The 17,104-nt window shown below is 68.7% G+C and carries 14 protein-coding genes and 1 riboswitch; of the genes, 4 read left to right on the forward strand and 10 right to left on the reverse strand.

Translation table 11 applies throughout. The annotated features are described in order from the left end of the window. Positions 1 to 669, reverse strand: coding sequence for a TetR/AcrR family transcriptional regulator (locus ACN6PJ_RS17905; protein ID WP_427997193.1), 669 nt, complete (start codon positions 667 to 669; stop codon positions 1 to 3). 150 nt (positions 670 to 819) lie between these two features. Here ACN6PJ_RS17905 and ACN6PJ_RS17910 point away from each other — a divergent pair, with 150 nt between their 5' ends. Beyond that, positions 820 to 2,019 (forward strand): arabinose transporter, encoded by a 1,200-nt coding sequence (locus ACN6PJ_RS17910; RefSeq protein WP_427997194.1) that lies wholly within the window; start codon positions 820 to 822, stop codon positions 2,017 to 2,019. A gap of 29 nt (positions 2,020 to 2,048) precedes the next feature. Here ACN6PJ_RS17910 and ribB read toward each other — a convergent pair whose 3' ends face one another. Both ribB and ACN6PJ_RS17920 read right to left on the reverse strand, forming a co-directional pair. Beyond that, positions 2,049 to 2,768: a 3,4-dihydroxy-2-butanone-4-phosphate synthase gene (gene ribB, locus ACN6PJ_RS17915; RefSeq protein ID WP_427997195.1), complete on the reverse strand. Its 720-nt coding sequence runs from the start codon at positions 2,766 to 2,768 to the stop codon at positions 2,049 to 2,051. A gap of 112 nt (positions 2,769 to 2,880) precedes the next feature. After that, positions 2,881 to 3,035: riboswitch (FMN riboswitch) on the reverse strand. Positions 3,036 to 3,145: 110 nt separating this feature from the next. Then, positions 3,146 to 3,664: an SET domain-containing protein gene (locus ACN6PJ_RS17920; RefSeq protein WP_427997196.1), complete on the reverse strand. Its 519-nt coding sequence runs from the start codon at positions 3,662 to 3,664 to the stop codon at positions 3,146 to 3,148. Between the two features lie 107 nt (positions 3,665 to 3,771). Between ACN6PJ_RS17920 and ACN6PJ_RS17925 the strand changes: the two genes are divergently transcribed. Beyond that, a complete protein-coding gene (locus ACN6PJ_RS17925; protein ID WP_427997197.1) occupies positions 3,772 to 4,692 on the forward strand; it encodes a bestrophin family protein in 921 nt (306 codons plus the stop codon). Here ACN6PJ_RS17925 and ACN6PJ_RS17930 read toward each other — a convergent pair. Then, complete coding sequence (locus ACN6PJ_RS17930) at positions 4,689 to 5,171, reverse strand: Lrp/AsnC family transcriptional regulator (RefSeq protein WP_427997198.1); 483 nt, start codon at positions 5,169 to 5,171, stop codon at positions 4,689 to 4,691. The two genes, ACN6PJ_RS17925 and ACN6PJ_RS17930, sit on opposite strands and share 4 nt — an antisense overlap. A 93-nt stretch (positions 5,172 to 5,264) precedes the next feature. Between ACN6PJ_RS17930 and ilvB the strand changes: the two genes are divergently transcribed. Next, positions 5,265 to 7,091, forward strand: coding sequence for a biosynthetic-type acetolactate synthase large subunit (gene ilvB, locus ACN6PJ_RS17935; RefSeq protein WP_427997224.1), 1,827 nt, complete (start codon positions 5,265 to 5,267; stop codon positions 7,089 to 7,091). Between the two features lie 41 nt (positions 7,092 to 7,132). On the opposite strand, the gene ACN6PJ_RS17940 is transcribed toward ilvB, so the two are convergent. The 5 genes from ACN6PJ_RS17940 to ACN6PJ_RS17960 form a co-directional block, all read right to left on the reverse strand. After that, the gene (locus tag ACN6PJ_RS17940; protein ID WP_427997199.1) at positions 7,133 to 7,912 is read right to left on the reverse strand and encodes an SDR family oxidoreductase; all 780 of its coding nucleotides are present in this window, start codon (positions 7,910 to 7,912) and stop codon (positions 7,133 to 7,135) included. A 111-nt stretch (positions 7,913 to 8,023) separates the two neighbouring features. Further along, positions 8,024 to 8,878, reverse strand: a complete 855-nt coding sequence (locus tag ACN6PJ_RS17945) for an ABC transporter permease (protein WP_427997200.1) — start codon at positions 8,876 to 8,878, stop codon at positions 8,024 to 8,026. Between the two features lies 1 nt (position 8,879). Next, positions 8,880 to 9,650, reverse strand: a complete 771-nt coding sequence (locus tag ACN6PJ_RS17950) for an ABC transporter ATP-binding protein (RefSeq protein ID WP_427997201.1) — start codon at positions 9,648 to 9,650, stop codon at positions 8,880 to 8,882. Next, complete coding sequence (locus ACN6PJ_RS17955; RefSeq protein ID WP_427997202.1) at positions 9,650 to 10,708, reverse strand: ABC transporter substrate-binding protein; 1,059 nt, start codon at positions 10,706 to 10,708, stop codon at positions 9,650 to 9,652. The genes ACN6PJ_RS17950 and ACN6PJ_RS17955 overlap by 1 nt, the downstream gene beginning before the upstream one ends. A 153-nt stretch (positions 10,709 to 10,861) precedes the next feature. Continuing rightward, a complete protein-coding gene (locus ACN6PJ_RS17960; RefSeq protein ID WP_427997203.1) occupies positions 10,862 to 13,477 on the reverse strand; it encodes a DNA topoisomerase III in 2,616 nt (871 codons plus the stop codon). Between the two features lie 62 nt (positions 13,478 to 13,539). Here ACN6PJ_RS17960 and ACN6PJ_RS17965 point away from each other — a divergent pair, with 62 nt between their 5' ends. Further along, complete coding sequence (locus tag ACN6PJ_RS17965) at positions 13,540 to 16,164, forward strand: GDYXXLXY domain-containing protein (protein WP_427997204.1); 2,625 nt, start codon at positions 13,540 to 13,542, stop codon at positions 16,162 to 16,164. Between the two features lie 25 nt (positions 16,165 to 16,189). On the opposite strand, the gene gluQRS is transcribed toward ACN6PJ_RS17965, so the two are convergent. Next, entirely contained in the window at positions 16,190 to 17,065 is an 876-nt protein-coding gene (gluQRS, locus tag ACN6PJ_RS17970) for a tRNA glutamyl-Q(34) synthetase GluQRS (RefSeq protein ID WP_427997205.1), read from the reverse strand. Between the last annotated feature and the right edge of the window lie 39 nt (positions 17,066 to 17,104).

Genomic DNA, 17,104 nt, shown 5'->3' on the forward strand with positions numbered 1-17,104 from the left:
CTAGCGCCGCGCCGTTTTCCTCGCCGCCTTGCGCGGCGCCGGCCGGGCAGGCGATGGCGGCGTGCCCAGGTATCCCATTACGGCGTCGACCACCGCTTGTTCGAGCTGCGCCGGCGAGAAGCCGGCGGGCGGTTCCAGCGCGGCGGCATGCACCAGCGATTCCATGATGCGCAGCACCACGTAGGTGGCGAGGTCACGGTCCTGCTGCGCAATCTCGTCGCGATGGAATTCCAGGAGATGCCGCATGCGGCGATGGATGTCCTGGTCGGCGCGGCTGTGCTCGTGCGGCAGGTCGAACAGCGGGAATTCCCTTTCCAGCACGCGGTGCAGCGCGGGCTCCAGCAGGTGCGCGTGCAGCATGGCCTGGACGATGGCCGCGACCCGCTCGCGCAGCGTGGCGGCGGGATTGCTGTCCAGCACCCCGTCGATGACGTCCAGCATCTGGTTGTCGTGGCGGTCGTGCAGCGCCGCGATCAGCGCGTTCTTGTTCGGAAAGTACTGGTACAGCGAGCCGACGCTGACGCCGGCGGTTTCCGCGATCAGGTTGGTATTGGTGCCGGCATAGCCATGCGTAGCCAGAACGCGAGCCGTGGCTTGCAGAATCGTGTCCACGGTGTGCTGGGACCTGAGCTGGCGCGGCGATTTCCGGGGCTGTGGGATGACGGTCATGGGTGCAATGAAAGGCGAGTATCAAACATGAGCAATCACTCATAGAATTTCCGGCAGACGATCCCGAAGGCCGCCCCCATGGGCGGATTATGCCATCGACGGTTTTCGCGCGATGGCGGCGGGACGCGATCACCTGTCCAAGGAATATCCATGTCGAACTCATCTGCGGCCGGGGCCATGCCCTCGGCCCACGGACCCGCGCGTTCCGTTTTCGCGCAAATCCTGCCGCTCGCATTGGCGGTGTTTGTCGGTTTTTTCATGATCGGCCTGCCCATGCCGGTGCTGCCGCTGTACGTGGACGGCACGCTTGCCCTGGGCGCCCTGGCCGTCGGTGTGGTGGCGGGCCTGCAGTTCGCCGCCGCGCTGCTGTCTCGCGCCTATGCGGGGTCCGTGGCCGACCGCCGCGGCGCCAAGCGCGCGGTGGCGGGCGGCTTTGCGCTGGGCTCCGTCGCGGGGCTGTTCTATCTGCTTGCCGACGATCTGTCGGCAAAACCGCAGGCGGCGTTGGCCGCCCTGCTTGCCGGGCGCGCGCTGATGGGCTGCGCGGAAAGCCTCATCGTCACCGGCGCCCTGAGCTGGGGCGTGGGCCGCGCGGGGCCGCAAAACGCGGGCCGCGTGATGGCCTGGGTGGGCGTGGCGATCTACGCCGCCTATGCGCTGGGCGCGCCGGCCGGCATGCGGCTCTACGGCGCCGCCGGCTTCGCGGGCATCGCCTGGGCCACGGCGCTGATTCCGCTGGCCGCCCTGGCGCTGGTGCTGCCGCTGCGCGGCGTGCGCGCGGCGGGCGGCTCGCGCACGCCCTTCTACAGGGTGCTGGGGCTGGTTCTGCTGCCGGGCCTGGGCCTGGCGCTGTGCAGCGTCGGCTTCGGCGTGATCACCGCCTTCGTGAGCCTGTTGTTCTCGGCGCGGGGCTGGGAAGGCGCCGCATGGATGTTCACTGCATTCGGAGCGGGCTTCATCCTGGCCCGCGTGTTCTTCGCCGGCTTGCCGGACAAGCTGGGCGGCGCGCGGGTGGCGCTGGTCTGCGTGCTGATAGAAGCGGCGGGACAATGGCTGATCTGGACCGGCTCCACGCCGGCCTGGGCCTATGCCGGGGCGTTGCTGACGGGCGCGGGCTATTCGCTGGCGTTTCCGGCCTTCGGCGTGGAGGCCGTGCGCCGCGTGCCGGCGGCAAGCCGCGGCACGGCCATGGGCGCGTATGTGGCTTTCCTGGATATCGCGCTGGGGCTGAGCGGCCCGGCGGCCGGCTGGCTGGCCGGGGCGCAGGGCTACGGCGCGGTGTACGCGATGGGGGGCGCGTGTGCGCTGGCGGCGATGGCCGTGGCCATGGCGCTCAGGGGACGGCGTTGAAAGCCCAGGCGGCGCCGCCTGGGCAAGGATCAGACCGTTGCGGCCATCTCCAGCACCTCGTCGTCGATCGCCTCGGCCTGGCCGTCCTTCAGTTGCTGCAGGTGGTCGGCCAGCTCGGCGATGGTTAGCGCGACCAGGCCATGCTGGGCGGCATAGCGCTCCAATGCCGCGCCGCGCATCATCGTGCCGTCGGCGTTCATCAGTTCGCACAGCACGCCAGCGGGGCGCAGGCCTGCCAGCACCGCCAGGTCCACGGAGCCTTCCGTGTGGCCGCGGCGAGTCAGCACGCCGCCGGGCTGGGCGCGCAGCGGGAATACGTGTCCCGGGCTGACGATGTCGTCGCTTTGCGCCGACGGCGAGATCGCGGCGCGGATCGTGGTGACGCGGTCCACGGCCGACACGCCGGTGCTGACGCCCTCGCGCGCCTCGATGGACACCGTGAATGCGGTGGCAAAGCGGCTCTGGTTGCGCTGGACCATGGGCGGCAGCCCCAGCCGATCCAGGGTTTCGCCGGGCAGGCACAGGCAGACGATGCCGCTGCCGTCGCGGATCAGCTGGGCCATGACGGGCACGGTCAGCTTGTCGGCGGCCACGATCAGGTCGGCTTCGTTCTCGCGGTCGAAGTCGTCCATGAGGATGACGGGGCGGCCCAGGCGCAACTGATGCAGCGCGCGCTGCAGGCGGACGGCGAACGGCTGGGAAGCCAGGCTGGGGATGGGGGACTGCGGGGTAAGGGTAACGTTGGACATTGGAAACGCTCTCGCAAGTTAAAGGGGCGAAAAACGTTCCAGGGCTACTCGACAGCCGAACGCAATACCGTTGCCCGGACGCGGGCGCGCCAGGACGGGCGGGTATGTGCCGGCACATCTTCTCTCATCCGGACTATGACCGTCGGCCCTGGCATCTCACCAGATCTGCTGACCCCGGCTTCCGTAAGGGAGGCCGGGCGCTCGCGGGCTCGCCACATTGCATGGCATACCGCCGGTGGGGAGTTTCACCCCGCCCTGAAGACGTACTGCATGTCGTGTTAACGACTTGGTCGATTGTACGCCTGTCCGGCGCGGAACGCCGAATACGCGCGCCGCGTCCGGGGTCTTGGCACGCGTGGGGACGGATGGCTTCGCGCTCAGGGCGCGGCGTCGGCGGTTTCCGGCTTGGCGGACTTCTTCTTTTTCTCGGGCAGCGCCAGCATCGTGCCGCGGCAGGGCGGCGTGCCGCAGAGGCAGCGGTAGCCTTCCTTGAGCTTCCTGGTGATGCGGCCGTCCAGCACCAGGCCGTAGTCGTAGAACAGTTCGGTGCCGCGCGGGATGTCCTGCAGCGCGACGATGTAGACGCGCTTACCGTGCCTGCCTTCCTGGGCCTCGCAATTGGGCTCGCAGGAGTGATTGATCCAGCGAGCGTCGTTGCCTTCGTCGCCGCCGTCGATCACGCGGCCGGAGCTGAGCGCGAAGAAGAAGGTGTGGAAGGGATCGTCCGGATTGGTCGGATGGCGGCGGTCCGCTTCCTTGGCGCTGATGCGCTTGCCGCCGTACTCGATGATGCGCGTGCCCGCCGGGATCTTGCGCGCGGCGAAGACGCCATTGCCGTGCAGCTTGGAGCGGCGGACGACGTGCCAGGGCTTGATCGGAGTGTCTTCGGTGGTCATTGGGCAGTGGCGGTGGCGGTGAGACGAAACAGGATTATATCGGCGGCCGTTTTACAGAATGACAGGCGTATAGTGTGCGCCGCCCTGTTTCCGATCGAATACCCATCATGATCGTCCGTCCGCGTCCTTCAGCGCTGGCCCTGTTCTTTATCCTGCGCGGTTCCATCATCCCGCGCATCCTGAGCCGCATCCTCGTCATCACGCTGCTTTCCTGCCTGGTGGTGTGGATGTACCACCGGCAATGGTTTTCGCCCGCCCACCTGTCGGCGGTGCCATTTTCGTTGTTCGGCCTGGCCCTATCCGTGTTCATGGGTTTTCGCAACAATGTCTGCTACGACCGCTGGTGGGAAGCCCGCAAGCAGTGGGGCGAGCTGATCGTGCAGGCCCGCAGCCTGGCGCGCGAAAGCGCGGTGCTGCTGGCCGCCAGCACGGCCAATCCGGTGCAGGAACGCATCGTGCGTCGCTGCATCGGCTTTGCCTATGCGCTTGCGGCGAGGCTGCGCGAAGAGGACATGACGGCCGCCGCGCGCCCCTGGGTGCAGCAGGACGAGGCGGAGACGCTGGCCGGTTGCCGGAACGTGCCGGACGCCCTGCTCATGGCGATCAACCGCGACCTGGCGGCCTGCCTGCGGCGTGGCGAGCTGAGCGACATTCTGTACGAAGGGCTCACCCGGCGCGTGGCCGCCTGCGCCGCCATCCAGGCCGCCTGCGAGCGGATCAAGTTCACGCCCTCGCCCTTCGCGTATTCGCTGCTGCTGCACCGGACGGCGTGGCTGTTCTGCCTGCTGTTGCCTTTCGGGCTGGTGGGGGCGCTGGAATACCTGATGCCGGTCGCGGTCACCATCGTGGCCTATACCTTCTTCGGGCTGGATGCCGTCGGGGACGAGCTGGAAGATCCATTCGGCGTGGACGAAAACGACCTGCCGCTGTCGGCCCTGGCCCGCGTGATCGAGATCGACCTGCTCGAAGGCCTGGGCGTGCGCCCCCTGCCCGAGCCCGCCCGGCCGGTGGACTTCGTCCTGCGCTAGGCGCGCGCGGCGTCAGCCAGGCCGGTCAGGGGCAGTTGGGTCTCCTTCAGCCGGCGCAGCACGAAGCACGACTTGCTGTGCCGGATCCCCGGAATCCGGTAGAGCTGCTCGCGCAGCAGGCGTTCGTAGTCCCGGGTGTCGCGCACGGCGATGCGGATGTAATAGTCATAGTCGCCCGAAACCAGGAACGCTTCGAGCACCTCCGGGATCTGCGCCAGCGCGCGGCCGAACTCGTACAAGGTCTCCTCGCTGTGGCTTTCCAGCGTGACGTGGACGATCACCGTGTCCATGAAGCCCAGGCTGGCCGGGTCGATGTCCACGGTGTAGCCGCGGATCACGCCGGCGCTTTCCATGCGCTTGATGCGGTTCCAGCACGGCGTGGACGACAGCCCGACGGCCGCGCCGATGTCGTTCAGGCTGGCGCGCGCGTTCTCCTGCAGCACCTTGAGAATGGCGAGGTCAAACTTGTCCAGGTTCATTTTCTTTGATTCCTCCATATCAAAGATAAATTTACTGCGATTGTCGGTTATCGGTGGAAAAGAAGATAAATATTCTTCCGATCTACGAATAAGATAGATAGCATGAACGATCGCCTGCACCCCACCGCCGCCGCCGCGCTTGCCGCCTCCGATCGCCCCGCCGACAACGGGGCGAAAATTCTGCTCGATACCTTGATCGCCTATGGCGTGGATACGGTGTTCGGCTACCCGGGGGGCGCCGTCCTGCCCCTGTACGACGCGCTCTACGCCGAGCCCCGCCTGCGGCACGTGCTGGTGCGCCACGAGCAGGCCGCCGTCCATGCGGCCGAGGGCTATGCCCGCAGCACGGGGCGCACGGGCGTGGTCTTCGTCACGTCGGGCCCCGGCATGGCCAACACCACGTCCGGGCTGCTGGACGCTATGTGCGACTCGATCCCGGTGCTGTGCATCAGCGGCCAGGTCACCACGGCCGCCATCGGCACCGACGCCTTCCAGGAATGCGACGCCATCGGCATCTCGCGCTCGGTGACCAAGTGGAATACCCAGATCCGGGCGGTGGACGACGTAGCCGGCGTGGTGGGCCGGGCATTCGAACTGACGCGCCAGGGCCGTCCCGGCCCGGTGCTGGTGGATTTTCCGAAGGACGTGCAGCTGGCCGTGCCGCAAGACGCCGACGACGGCGTCCCGGCCGTGCCCTCGCAACAAAAGCTGGCGGCGCTGCGCGCGCGGCGCCAGGCCAGCAAGCTGGCGCCCAAGCTGCCGCAGTCGGCCGTGCGCCGGGCCGCCGGCCTGATCGCCCAGGCCAGGCGGCCCATCTTCTACGGCGGCGGCGGACTGGTGAACGCCGGCCCCGAGGCCTGCGAGGCGTTCACCGACCTGGTGCGCCATACCGGCGCGCCCTGCACCCTGACGCTGATGGGTCTGGGCGCCTTCCCGGCGTCGGACGACCAGTTCGTGGGCATGCTCGGCATGCACGGCACGGTGGAGGCCAACCTGGCCATGCACAACGCCGATCTCGTGGTCTGCATCGGCGCCCGCTTCGACGACCGCATCACGGGCAAGCTGTCGGAATTCTGCCCCCATGCGCGCAAGATCCATATCGACATCGATCCGGCCTCGATCAACAAGGTGGTGCGCGTGGACGTCGCGCTGGTGGGCGACTGCCTGCCGCTGGTGCGCGCGCTGCGCGCGGAGCTGGGCGACGAGCCCCTGGACGCCGCCCGGCTGGCGCCGTGGTGGTCCCGCATCGGCGCCTGGCGCGCCCAGGATTGCCTGGGCTACACGCCCGCGGCCGACGCCATCCTGCCCCAGCACCTGATGTCGCGCCTGAACGCCGCGCTGGAAGGCCGCGACGCCATCGTCTCGACCGACGTGGGCCAGCACCAGATGTGGGCGGCGCAGTACCTGCGTTTCGACGCCCCCAACCGCTGGCTGACCTCGGGCGGCGCGGGCACCATGGGCTATGGCGTGCCCGCCGCCATCGGCGCGCAGGTGGGCCATCCCGACAAGACGGTGGTCTGCGTCAGCGGCGACGCTTCGGTGCTGATGAATATCCAGGAACTGTCCACTGCCATGCAGCACCAGACGCCCGTCAAGGTCGTGCTGTGCAACAACGGCTACATGGGCATGGTGCGGCAGTGGCAGGAGCTGATCCATGGCGGGCGCTACAGCCACAGCTACAACGCCTCGCTGCCGGACTTCGTGGCCCTGGCCAAGGCCTTCGGCTGGGGCGCGGCGCGGGTGGACGATCCGGCAAAGCTGGACGCGGCGCTGGCTGAATGCCTGGCGCACGACGGCCCCTATTTCCTCGACGTGGCGGTGGCGGCGCAGGAGAACTGCTTCCCCATGATGCCCGCCGGGCACGGGCATCAGAAGATGATGCTGGCCGAAGGCGTCTGGTACCAGGACGAGACGACCTGAGCGAGGTCCGGCCGCGGGGCCAGGGCTTGGGGTCGCCGGCCCTAGAACTGGATCGACAGCCCGCCGTCGACCACCAGCACGTGTCCGTTCACGTACGAGGCCGCGCGCGAGGCCAGGAACACGGCCGCGCCGGCGATCTCTTCCGGTTCGCCCCAGCGGCCCATCGGATTGCGCGAGGCGATGCGCGGCCCGAACTCCGGGTCCGCGACCATGGCGGCGTTGGTTTCGGTGGCGAAGGTGCCCGGCGCGATGGCGTTGCTGGTGATGCCATGGCCGCCGAACTCCGCCGCCAGCGCGCGCACCATGCCCGTCAGGCCCTGCTTGGCGGCCGGGTAGATCGCGTCGCCGGAGCGGGCCAGCTCCCCCACCACCGAGGTAATGGCGATCAGGCGCCCGCCGCCCTGGCGCATCATGCGCTCGGCGGCGAACTTGGCCAGCAGCATGCCGGCCACCAGGTCCGTGTCGATCAGCTCGCGGATCTCGGCGGGGCTGGTGTCGCGCAGGGTCTTGCGGTTGCGGGCCCCGACGTTGTTCACCAGGATGTCCAGGCGCCGATGGTCGCGGTCTATGCCCTGGAAGGCGCGTTCCATCGCGGCGTCGTCGCAGATGTCGAACGGCAGCGGATGCGCGTCCAGGCCGGCGGCCGTCAATTCAGCTGCAGCGGCGGCGGCGCCCTCGGCATTGCGGCCGTTGATCAGCACTCGCGCGCCGCAGCCGGCCAGCGCCCTTGCAATACAGAAGCCTAACCCGCGCGCCGAACCGGTCACCAGGGCGACCTTTCCCGTCAGGTCGAAGTTGCGCAAATATGGCAGCGTATCCATGTCAGTCGTCCAAAGTGCTTCGTCTCAATCCGGGCCGCGCGGATCCGGCTCCGCCGGTCCGCAGCGGCGCCCCCCTGGGGGGAAGCGCGCAGCGCTGCGGGGGGAGCCCTCCTATTCGCGGAACTCCGGCGCCCAATGCAGCAGGCGGCGTTCCAGCCAGGTCACGCAATAGACCAGCGCAATGCCCACGACCGACAGCAGCGTCACCGCGGCGAACATGTCGGTGGCGTTCAGGGTCGCCAGCGCCGTGATCATCAGGTAGCCCATTCCCGTCGTGGAACCGACGAACTCCGCCAGCACCACCCCGATCAGCGCGAAGCTGATGGCGTTGGGCAGCGCCGCGAACGTCCATGCGGCGGCGGTCGGGATCCGTACCCGCCACAGGATCTGGCGGGGGGAACCGCCCAGCGTGCGGCAGAAATCCACCAGCTCGCGCTCAACGCTGCGGCCGCCCTTGTAGGTGTTGAAGAACACCAGGAAAAACACCACGAACCACGACGTTACCACCTTGGAGGCCAGCCCCAGGCCGAAGAACATGGTGATGAGCGGCACGAAGGCGATGCGCGGCATGGAATTGAACGCCACGATGAAGGGATTGAATACGTCGGCCAGGAAGCGGCTGCGGCTGAGCGTCATGCCCACGATGAAGCCGCTGCCCACGCCGACCACCAGGCCCACCATCGTCGCCTGCAAGGTCAGCCACAGGTGCGGCCAGACCGATCGGGGGCCGGGCTGCAGCCATTCCCATAGCCGCAGCGCCACGCGCGAGGGCTGGCTGATGAAGAACGGGTCGAACAAGGTGTTCTGCGCGAACCACGGGATGCGCGTCAGAATTTCCCAGGAACCCAGGATGAAGGCGAGGATCAGCACTTGCCACAGGGTGATGCGCAGGCGGCGCGCCATGCCGGCGCGGCGGTCCAGGCGCAGCTGGTCCTGCAGGGAATCGGAAGTATCGGTCGGGGTCATGTCAGGCGGCGGCGCGGAACTGCTGTCCCAGCACGCTCCAGAGGCTTTGCACGTGGCTCACGAATTGCGGCGTTTCCCGCAGCGTGAAGACATCGCGCGGATGCGAGATGGCGATGCGTTCGTCCAGCAGCACCGTGCTGGGCGGCCCCGACAGCACGACCACGCGGTCGGACAGCAGGATGGCCTCGTCCAGGTCGTGCGTGACCATGACGATGGTCTGGCCCAGCTTGCGCCAGATCTCGATGAGTTCGCGATGCAGGTGCGTCTTGGTGTGCGTGTCCAGCGCGCCGAAGGGCTCGTCCAGCAGCAGGATGCGCGGTTCCACCGCCAGGCTCATCAGCAGCGCCACGCGCCGCCGCATGCCGCCGGACAGCTGGTGCGGAAAGGCGTCGGCGAAGGCGCCGAGATGGCCCAGTTCCAGCAGCTCGGCAACGCGGCGTTCGATCCTGGCGGCGGGCACGCCCTGGAACTTCAGGCCCAGCGCCACGTTCTTCCTCACGCTGAACCAGGGCAGCAGCGTGTCCTTCTGGAAGATGTAGCCCAGCGCGGGCGGCACCTGCCCGTCCACGATGCGGCCGTCCACGCGGATGGCGCCCGTGGTCGGGCGCAGAAAGCCCGCGATCATGTTCAGCAGCGTGCTCTTGCCGCAGCCGGAAGGGCCCACGATGGAGACGAACTCGCCTTCCGGGATCGTCAGGCTGACATCGCCCACCGCGTGGGTCGTGGCCTGGCGCGTCTGGTACGCCTTGCCGACGTGGTCCAGCGTGATCATCAGAGGCCCCTGGCGCGGCGCACGAAGCTCATGTTCACGCAGCGGTCGTACGGCACCGTCTTGATCTCGTCATTGGAGAACTGGCGGCCGTCGCCCATGATGGCCGTCATGCGGTCGTAGGCGTCCTGGGTGATGATGTTGTCCTTCAGGAACACCGTTTCCTTGTACACGCCCAGCGTCTTCTCGATCGCGTCGCGCGGAAAGGCGCTGAGGTAGTCGTCGTAGATGGCGTCGGTGACGGCCGCGGCGCTGTTGGCGCCGATGAAATCCTGCGCCCGCACCAGGCCCGTGACGAAGGCCTGCACCACCTCGGGACGTTTCTGTATGGTGTCCTGCAGCGTCAGCGCCGCGATGCCGGGCACGTCGCCGCCCATGAACTCGTTCCATGAGCTCTCGGTGGTGGCGTCGAAAATGGGCACGCCCCAGCCTTCCTGGCGAGCCTGTTCCATCATGGACATGGTGGCCATGCTGGCGGATACCGAACCGGTCTTGAGCGCGCCCAGCATGGTCGCCAGGTCGCCCAGCGGGCGGATGTCGACCTTGTCGGCCACGCCCGCCTTCTGCATCAGGTACAGCGCCATCAGCCAGGTGCTGGACTGCGGCTGGGTGGCGCCCACGCGCTTGCCGGCAAGGTCCTTCAATGACTTGATCTTGCCGCTTTCGAAGTCTTCGCGGCGCACGATGACGTTGGCATAGGTGAGCTTGCGGTCGAAGCCGAACACCAGGGTGGCGGGCTTGCCGGCCAGGGTCAGGGCCGGCGCCGCGGTGGCGGCGGTGGCGCCGAAGGCGATCTGGCCCGCGGCCAGCAGCTGGTTGGTGCGCGGGCCGCTCTGGGAGTTCAGGTATTCGACCTCGAGCCCGCCCTCGCCGAAATAGCCGTTCTTGAGCGCCACGTAGCCGGCGGCGAAGAAGGGATCGATGCTGCCCTGCCCGTAGGCCACGCGGCCGAGCTTGGGTTGCGCGAAGGCGACGCGGCCATTGACGAGGCCGATGCCGGCCAGCGCGCCGGCTGCGGCCAGCACGCGGCGGCGGGTGGTGAAATCGGGGCTAGCGCTCATGTCATCCTCGGTTTTGGTCTGGTTGCTGCGGTGTGGCGTAGACAATACCCCAGCCTCCCGCGTCCAACAATGGAAAACGCCCGGTTGCCCGGGCGTTGCATGGCTGCGCGGCATCGAACATCCGCCGTGCCGGCACGGCGGATGTTCGATGGCTTACGCGGTCTTCTTCGGCGCGGCCTTCTTGACCGCTTTCTTGGCTGCGGTCTTTTTCACCGCGGCCTTCTTGGCGGGCGCTTTCTTGGCGGCGGTCTTGGTTGCCGTCTTCGCCGCGGTCTTCGCGGCCGTCTTGGCAGGGGCGCGCGCGCGGCCGGGTTTTTCGGGCCGGGGCTCGAACTCGAAGCCGATCTTTCCGTCCGGCTGGCGGACGAGGAAGGCCTTGAACTTGCGGTTCGTGCGGCTGGAGACGAAACCGTCGAGCAGGTCGGTGCGGCCGTCGGTCAGCAGCTTCTCCATCTGCTCGCGCGAGATCTCCTGCTGCAGGATGACCTTGCCCGAACGGAAATCGCAGCTCTTTTCGGGGCCGACGGATTTCTCGCAGACGTAGCTCATGCCGTGCTCGAACACGCGCGACTTGCACTTGGGGCAGGCGCCCACCGGCGTGTGGCCGGAGAAGTCCACCGCTTCGTTGTCGTCCTCGTCGTTCTGGCCGAAGTCGAATTCCAGCTTGTACTCGTCGCTGATGCGCAGGATGGCGGCGAACGGCCGGCCCATCTTGCTGATGAAGCCCTGCAGCGGACCGATCTCGCGCTTGGCGAGCAGCTCTTCCACTTCGGGCAGCTCGAAGGTGCGGCCGCCGGGATGCTTGCCGATGGAGAAGTCGCAGTTCGTGCAGGCGTAGCGGCGGTAGTTTTCCTTCACGACGCTGCCGCACTTGGGGCAGGGCGTTTGCAGCGTGGCGTAGTCGCCGGGCACCGTGTCGCGCTCGTATTCCTTGGCGCGCTTGACGATGACCTGCGTCATTTGCGCGATTTCGCGCATGAACGCCTCGCGGCCCAGGCCGCCCTGTTCGATCTGCTTGAGCTTGTGCTCCCATTCGCCGGTGAGTTCGGGCGAGGTCAGTTCGGTCACGTCCAGGCCGGACAGCAGCGTCATCAGCTGGCGCGCCTTGGCGGTGGGGACCAGGTCGCGGCCCTCGCGGCGCAGGTAGCTTTCGTTGAGCAGGCCTTCGATGATGGCCGCGCGCGTGGCCGGCGTGCCCAGGCCGCGCTCGGACATGGCCTCGCGCAGTTCCTCGTCGTCCACGAGCTTGCCCGCGCCTTCCATGGCCGACAGCAGCGTCGCTTCGTTGAAGCGCGCCGGCGGCTTGGTCGACAGGCCCACCGCATCCACGTCCTCGGTGCGCACGGTCTCGCCGTCCGCCACGGGAACCAGATTGGCGTCCTCGCCCTGGGCTTCCTTGCCATAGACCGTCAGCCAGCCCGGGTTGACCAGCACCTTGCCGTCGGTGCGGAAGCGGTGCCCCTGCACTTCGGTCATGCGCGTGGTGACGCGGTATTCCGCGGCGGGGAAGAACACCGCCAGGAAGCGCTTGAGCACCAGGTCGTAAAGCTTGCCTTCGGCCTCGCTGAGGTCGTGCGGGATCTGCAGCGTCGGGATGATGGCGAAGTGGTCCGACACCTTTTTATTGTCGAAGATGCGGCGGTTCGGCTTCACCCATTGCTTGCTGACCACCGTTTCCGCGTGGCGGGACAGGCCGCCGACCGCGTTGGAGCCGCCCGTGGCCAGCGCCCGCATGGTTTCCTGCACCGTGCCGATGTAGTCTTCGGGCAGATAGCGCGAATCGGTACGCGGGTAGGTCAGCGCCTTGTGGCGCTCATACAGGGTCTGGGCCAGCGCCAGCGTGGTCTTGGCCGAAAAGCCGAAGCGGCCGTTGGCTTCGCGCTGCAGCGAGGTCAGGTCGTACAGGGCCGGCGACATCTGGGTCGACGGCTTGGATTCCTCGGTGACGCTGCCGGGCTGGTCGCGGCAGGCGGCCACCACGCTCTGGGCGGCGGCCTGCGACCACAGGCGCGATTCGCGCTTTTCGGGGTCGCGTTCGTCTTTCTTGAATTCCGGGTCGATCCAGCGGCCTTCGTACAGGCCGGCGGCGGCCACGAACTGCGCGCGCACCTCCCAGTAGTCGCGCGGCACGAAGCGGCGGATGCGCTCTTCGCGCTCGGCCACGATGGCCAGCGTGGGCGTCTGCACCCGGCCGACCGGCGTCTTGAAGAAGCCGCCGTCCTTGCTGTTGAAGGCGGTCATGGCGCGCGTGCCGTTGATGCCCACCAGCCAGTCGGCCTCGGCGCGGGAACGGGCGGCCGCTTCCAGCGGCTTGAGCTGCACGTCGTCGCGCAGGTTGGCGAAGGCTTCGCGGATGGCGGCCTGGGTCATCGACTGCAGCCACAGGCGCTGGATCGGCTTTTTCACGCCCGCATACTGAATGATGTAGCGGAAGATCAGCTCGCCCTCGCGCCCGGCGTCACAGGCGTTGATGATGGCGTCCACGTCCTTGCGCTTGGCCAGGCGGACCAGCAGCTTCAGGCGTTCGGCGGATTTCTTGTCGGTCGGGCCCAGCTCGAACTCGGGCGGAATCACGGGCAGGTGCGTGAAGCTCCATTTCCCCTTGACCGGATCGTTGGGCGCGACCAAGCTGAGCAAATGGCCGATGCTGGACGCGAGGACGTAACGTTCGCTTTCAAAATAGTCGCCCTCGCGCGCGAAGCCTCCCAAGGCGCGTGATATATCAAGGGCCACCGAGGGCTTCTCGGCAATAATCAGCGTTTTATTCATGTGTATCCAGTGGCGGTAGTCCCGCCGTATCAGCGCGGATAATAAGATCGGAGATTCGCCAGATGCAAGTCGGCACTGAAAGGCAAGCGGGATCCGAACTGCACGCTTGGCGTCAATTCCTGGCGCGAAGCACCCTGTGGCTGGGCGTTTTGCTGCTTGGCAGCGCCGCGGTTTGCTGGGTCGCCGCCAACTGGCAGGAAATGACCAAAGTGCAGCGCTTCGCCGGCGTACAGGCGCTGCTGGCGGTCTGCGCGCTGGCCGCCGCGTGGGCCGGGCTGCGCCTGCGGGCCAGCCCCGGCGTGCGGCGCAGCATCCCCGGCGCCCTGCTGGCGCTGGCCGGCATCCTGCTCGGCGCCCTGCTCGCGCTATTGGGCCAAACTTACCAGACCGGGGCCGATACCTGGGAACTGTTCGCCTGGTGGGCGGCCCTGCTGCTGCCCTGGGCGCTGGCGGCGGCCAGCCAGGCCGTCTGGCTGCTTTGGGTGCTGGTGCTGAACATGGCAACGGCCTTGTGGCTGGGCGAGCGCGCCTTCGACTGGTGGATGGTCTTCGGCGGCCCGGGGGCCGCCAGCCTGATCATCGCGGCCCTGAATCTCGTGCTGCTGCTGGCCTGGGAAATGGCCGCGCGCCGCTGGCGGGCCAGCACCCTTTTCGGGCCGCGCATCCTGGCCGCATTCATCATCAGCGCCCTGGTGGTGTCCCTGATGTTCGGCGATTACATCCTGCGCGGCCTGGGCACCGCCAACGGCGTGGCCTGGCTGGCCGTCACGCTGGGCCTGGGCTTTTATTATCAGCGGGGCCGGCGCGACCTGGTCATCCTGGCCATGCTGGCGGCGGGCGTGATCTGCGTTTCGCTGCGGGTGGTGGGCGAATGGCTGCTGCGGCTCGAGCCCGGCGTCTGGGCCGCCCTGCCGCTGGCCGCGCTGCTGATGGCCGAAGCCGTCTGGGCCGCCCGCTGGCTGCGCCGCCTGGGCGCCGAACCGGCGGTGCCCGTGGCTGCGGCGGATGCCGAACCGGCCGCCGCCTCGGCGGGCAACTCGGTCGATCCGGCCGATGCCGGCGCGCCGGTGGCGCAACTGGCGCCGGCCTCGCCGCAGGCCGATCCGCCCTGGTACGTGCAGTGCCTGCTGGGCCTGAGCGCCTGGTTGGCCACCTTGCTGCTGCTGGTGTTCGTGGCCTTTTCCGGCGTCGTCACGACGGAAGAAGGCGCGCTGGTGGCCGGGCTGGTGCTGTGCGCGGCGGGCGTGGCGGTGCTGCGCAGCGACGCCGGGCCGTTCTGGCGCCAATGCGGCACGGCGATGGCCTTCACCGGCCAGATCCTGATCATCTACGGCCTGTCCAGTTCCACCTCGTTCACCAACGCCTGCCTGTTCGTGCTGCTGATGGCCGCCGCCGTCTATGCGCTGGGGCCGGACGCGATCCTGCGTTTCCTGAGCGGGCTGCTGATCGCCTCGGCGGCCGCCGGCCTGATCTGGCGCGGCGTGGCGCCGGAGCTGATGCGCGAGGACCTGCTGGACGCCTGGCTGGACTTCGACGTGGCGCAGGCCACCTTCATCTGGCTGCCTATCGCGGTGACCGGGGCCTGGGCCACGGCGGTCCTGTTCAGCCTGGGCCGCCGCCTGGGCGGCAAGCGCGCCCACGCGCTGCAGCCGCTGGCCTGGGCCTTCCTGCTGTCGGTCCAGGGCATGGTGTGGCTGGCCAGCGGGATTTCGGCGCTGCAACTGCCGGCGATGTGGCAGCTCAATCCGAGGACCGCGGTGCTGGTGACGGCAGGCGCCGTGCTGCCCGCCGCGGCCGCCCTGGCGGTGCTGTGGCCTCGGCGTCACGTGCTGACGGCCGGCGTGACCTGGGGCGTGCCGCTGGCGTTGCTGGTCCTGGCGCTGTTCTGGCTGCCCAGCCCCGGCGTGGGCTTCGCGCTGGCGTGGCTGTTGCTGGGCTTCGGGCTGAACCAGCCGCGGCTGGCGATCTTCGGGGTCCTGAGCCTGCTGGCCTACCTGGGCGTCTATTACTACCAGCTCGACGTGCCGTTGCTGCAAAAGGCGCTGTGGCTGAGCGGCGCCGCGGTGCTGCTCTTCCTTCTGCGGGGCCTGGTGTGGCTGGTGCCCAGGCTGATGCGCACGCAGGCGCCCGCCGCGCGCGGGCCGCTGCCGCCGGTGTCGGGCGTGCTGCGCTGGCGCACCCTGGCCATCCTGGGCGGCCTGGCGCTGGTGCTGGCGGTGGCCAATGGCGGAATCTGGCAGCGCGAGAAGCTGCTGGCTTCCGGCAAGGTGGTCATCCTGGAACTGGCGCCGGTGGATCCCCGGTCCTTGATGCAGGGCGACTACATGGCGCTGAACTTCGCCGCCAGCCGGGAGGTCACGCGGCTGCGCCTGGGCGGCGAGAACCGCGGGGAAGACGACTCCATCCTCGGCTATGAGCCCGACGGCTACGTCATGCTGGCGCGCGACGAGCGCGGCGTATCGCAGCCGCTGCGCATCCAGCCCGACGTGCATCCGCACACCGATGCCGAGGTACCGTTGCGCTATCGCGTGCGCAACAATGGCGTGCGTATCGTGACCAATGCCTATTTCTTCCCCGAAGGGCAGGCCGCGCGCTATCAGGTCGCCCGGTATGGCGAGCTGCGGGTGGCCGACAACGGCGAGGCGCTGCTGGTGCGGATGCTCGGAGAGGATCTGCAGCCGCTATAAGAAGAAGGAAGCGGCTGCCGGGATGTCAGGGAAAGCGCCGCGCCCAGTGCGCGGTGGCTACGCGCAGGAAGGCGTCGCGCTCGGTTGCCGGGAACGGCTCGAAGCCCAGCGCCGTCCAGGCGCCCTTCAGCGCCTCCAGCGGCGCGCCGGTATCGATGGGCGGGGCGCCATTCTGCTTGGACAGCTTGAGCCCGCTGCCGGCGTCCAGGATCAGCGGCACGTGCAGGTAGCGCACCGGCGGCAGGCCCAACAGGCGGCCGAGCACGCGCTGGCGCGCCGTGGAGCCGAGCAGGTCCGCGCCGCGCACCACGTCCGTGACGCCCTGCGCCGCATCGTCCACCACCACGGCCAGCTGATAGGCCCACAGGCCGTCCGCGCGCCGCAGCGCCATGTCTCCCACGGCCCGGGCCACGTCCTGTTCCTGCGGCCCCAGCCAGCGGTCCTCGAAGCGTTCCACGCCTTCCGGCAGCCTTACGCGCCAGGCTCGGGCCTGGCGGCCTTCGGGCAGGCCGTTGCGGCAGGTGCCCGGGTAGGGCCGTTCGCCGTCGGCGCCGGGCTGGGTCTGGCCGCGCAGGGCGGAATCGGCGATTTCGCGGCGGGTGCAGCCGCAGCCGTAGATCAGGCCGCGCGCCGCCAGGGCGTCGAAGGCGGCCTGGTAGGCGTCGCCGCGCCTGGACTGCCACATGACCTCGCCGTCCCAGGACAGGCCCAGCGCTTCCAGCTGCGCCATGATGCGTTCGGCCGCGCCGGGCACGGTGCGCGGCGTGTCCACGTCTTCGATGCGCAGGAGCCAGCGGCCGCCATGGGCGCGCGCGTCCAGCCAGCTGGCCAGCGCGGCCACGAGCGAGCCCGCATGCAGCGGACCGCTGGGGCTGGGGGCGAAACGGCCGACGTAGGTCACAGGGCAATGCCCGCGCGGTTGCGCGCGGGAGACGGCAAG

Source organism: Achromobacter sp., from assembly GCF_050285585.1.
In the GTDB taxonomy this organism is placed as follows: domain Bacteria; phylum Pseudomonadota; class Gammaproteobacteria; order Burkholderiales; family Burkholderiaceae_B; genus Achromobacter.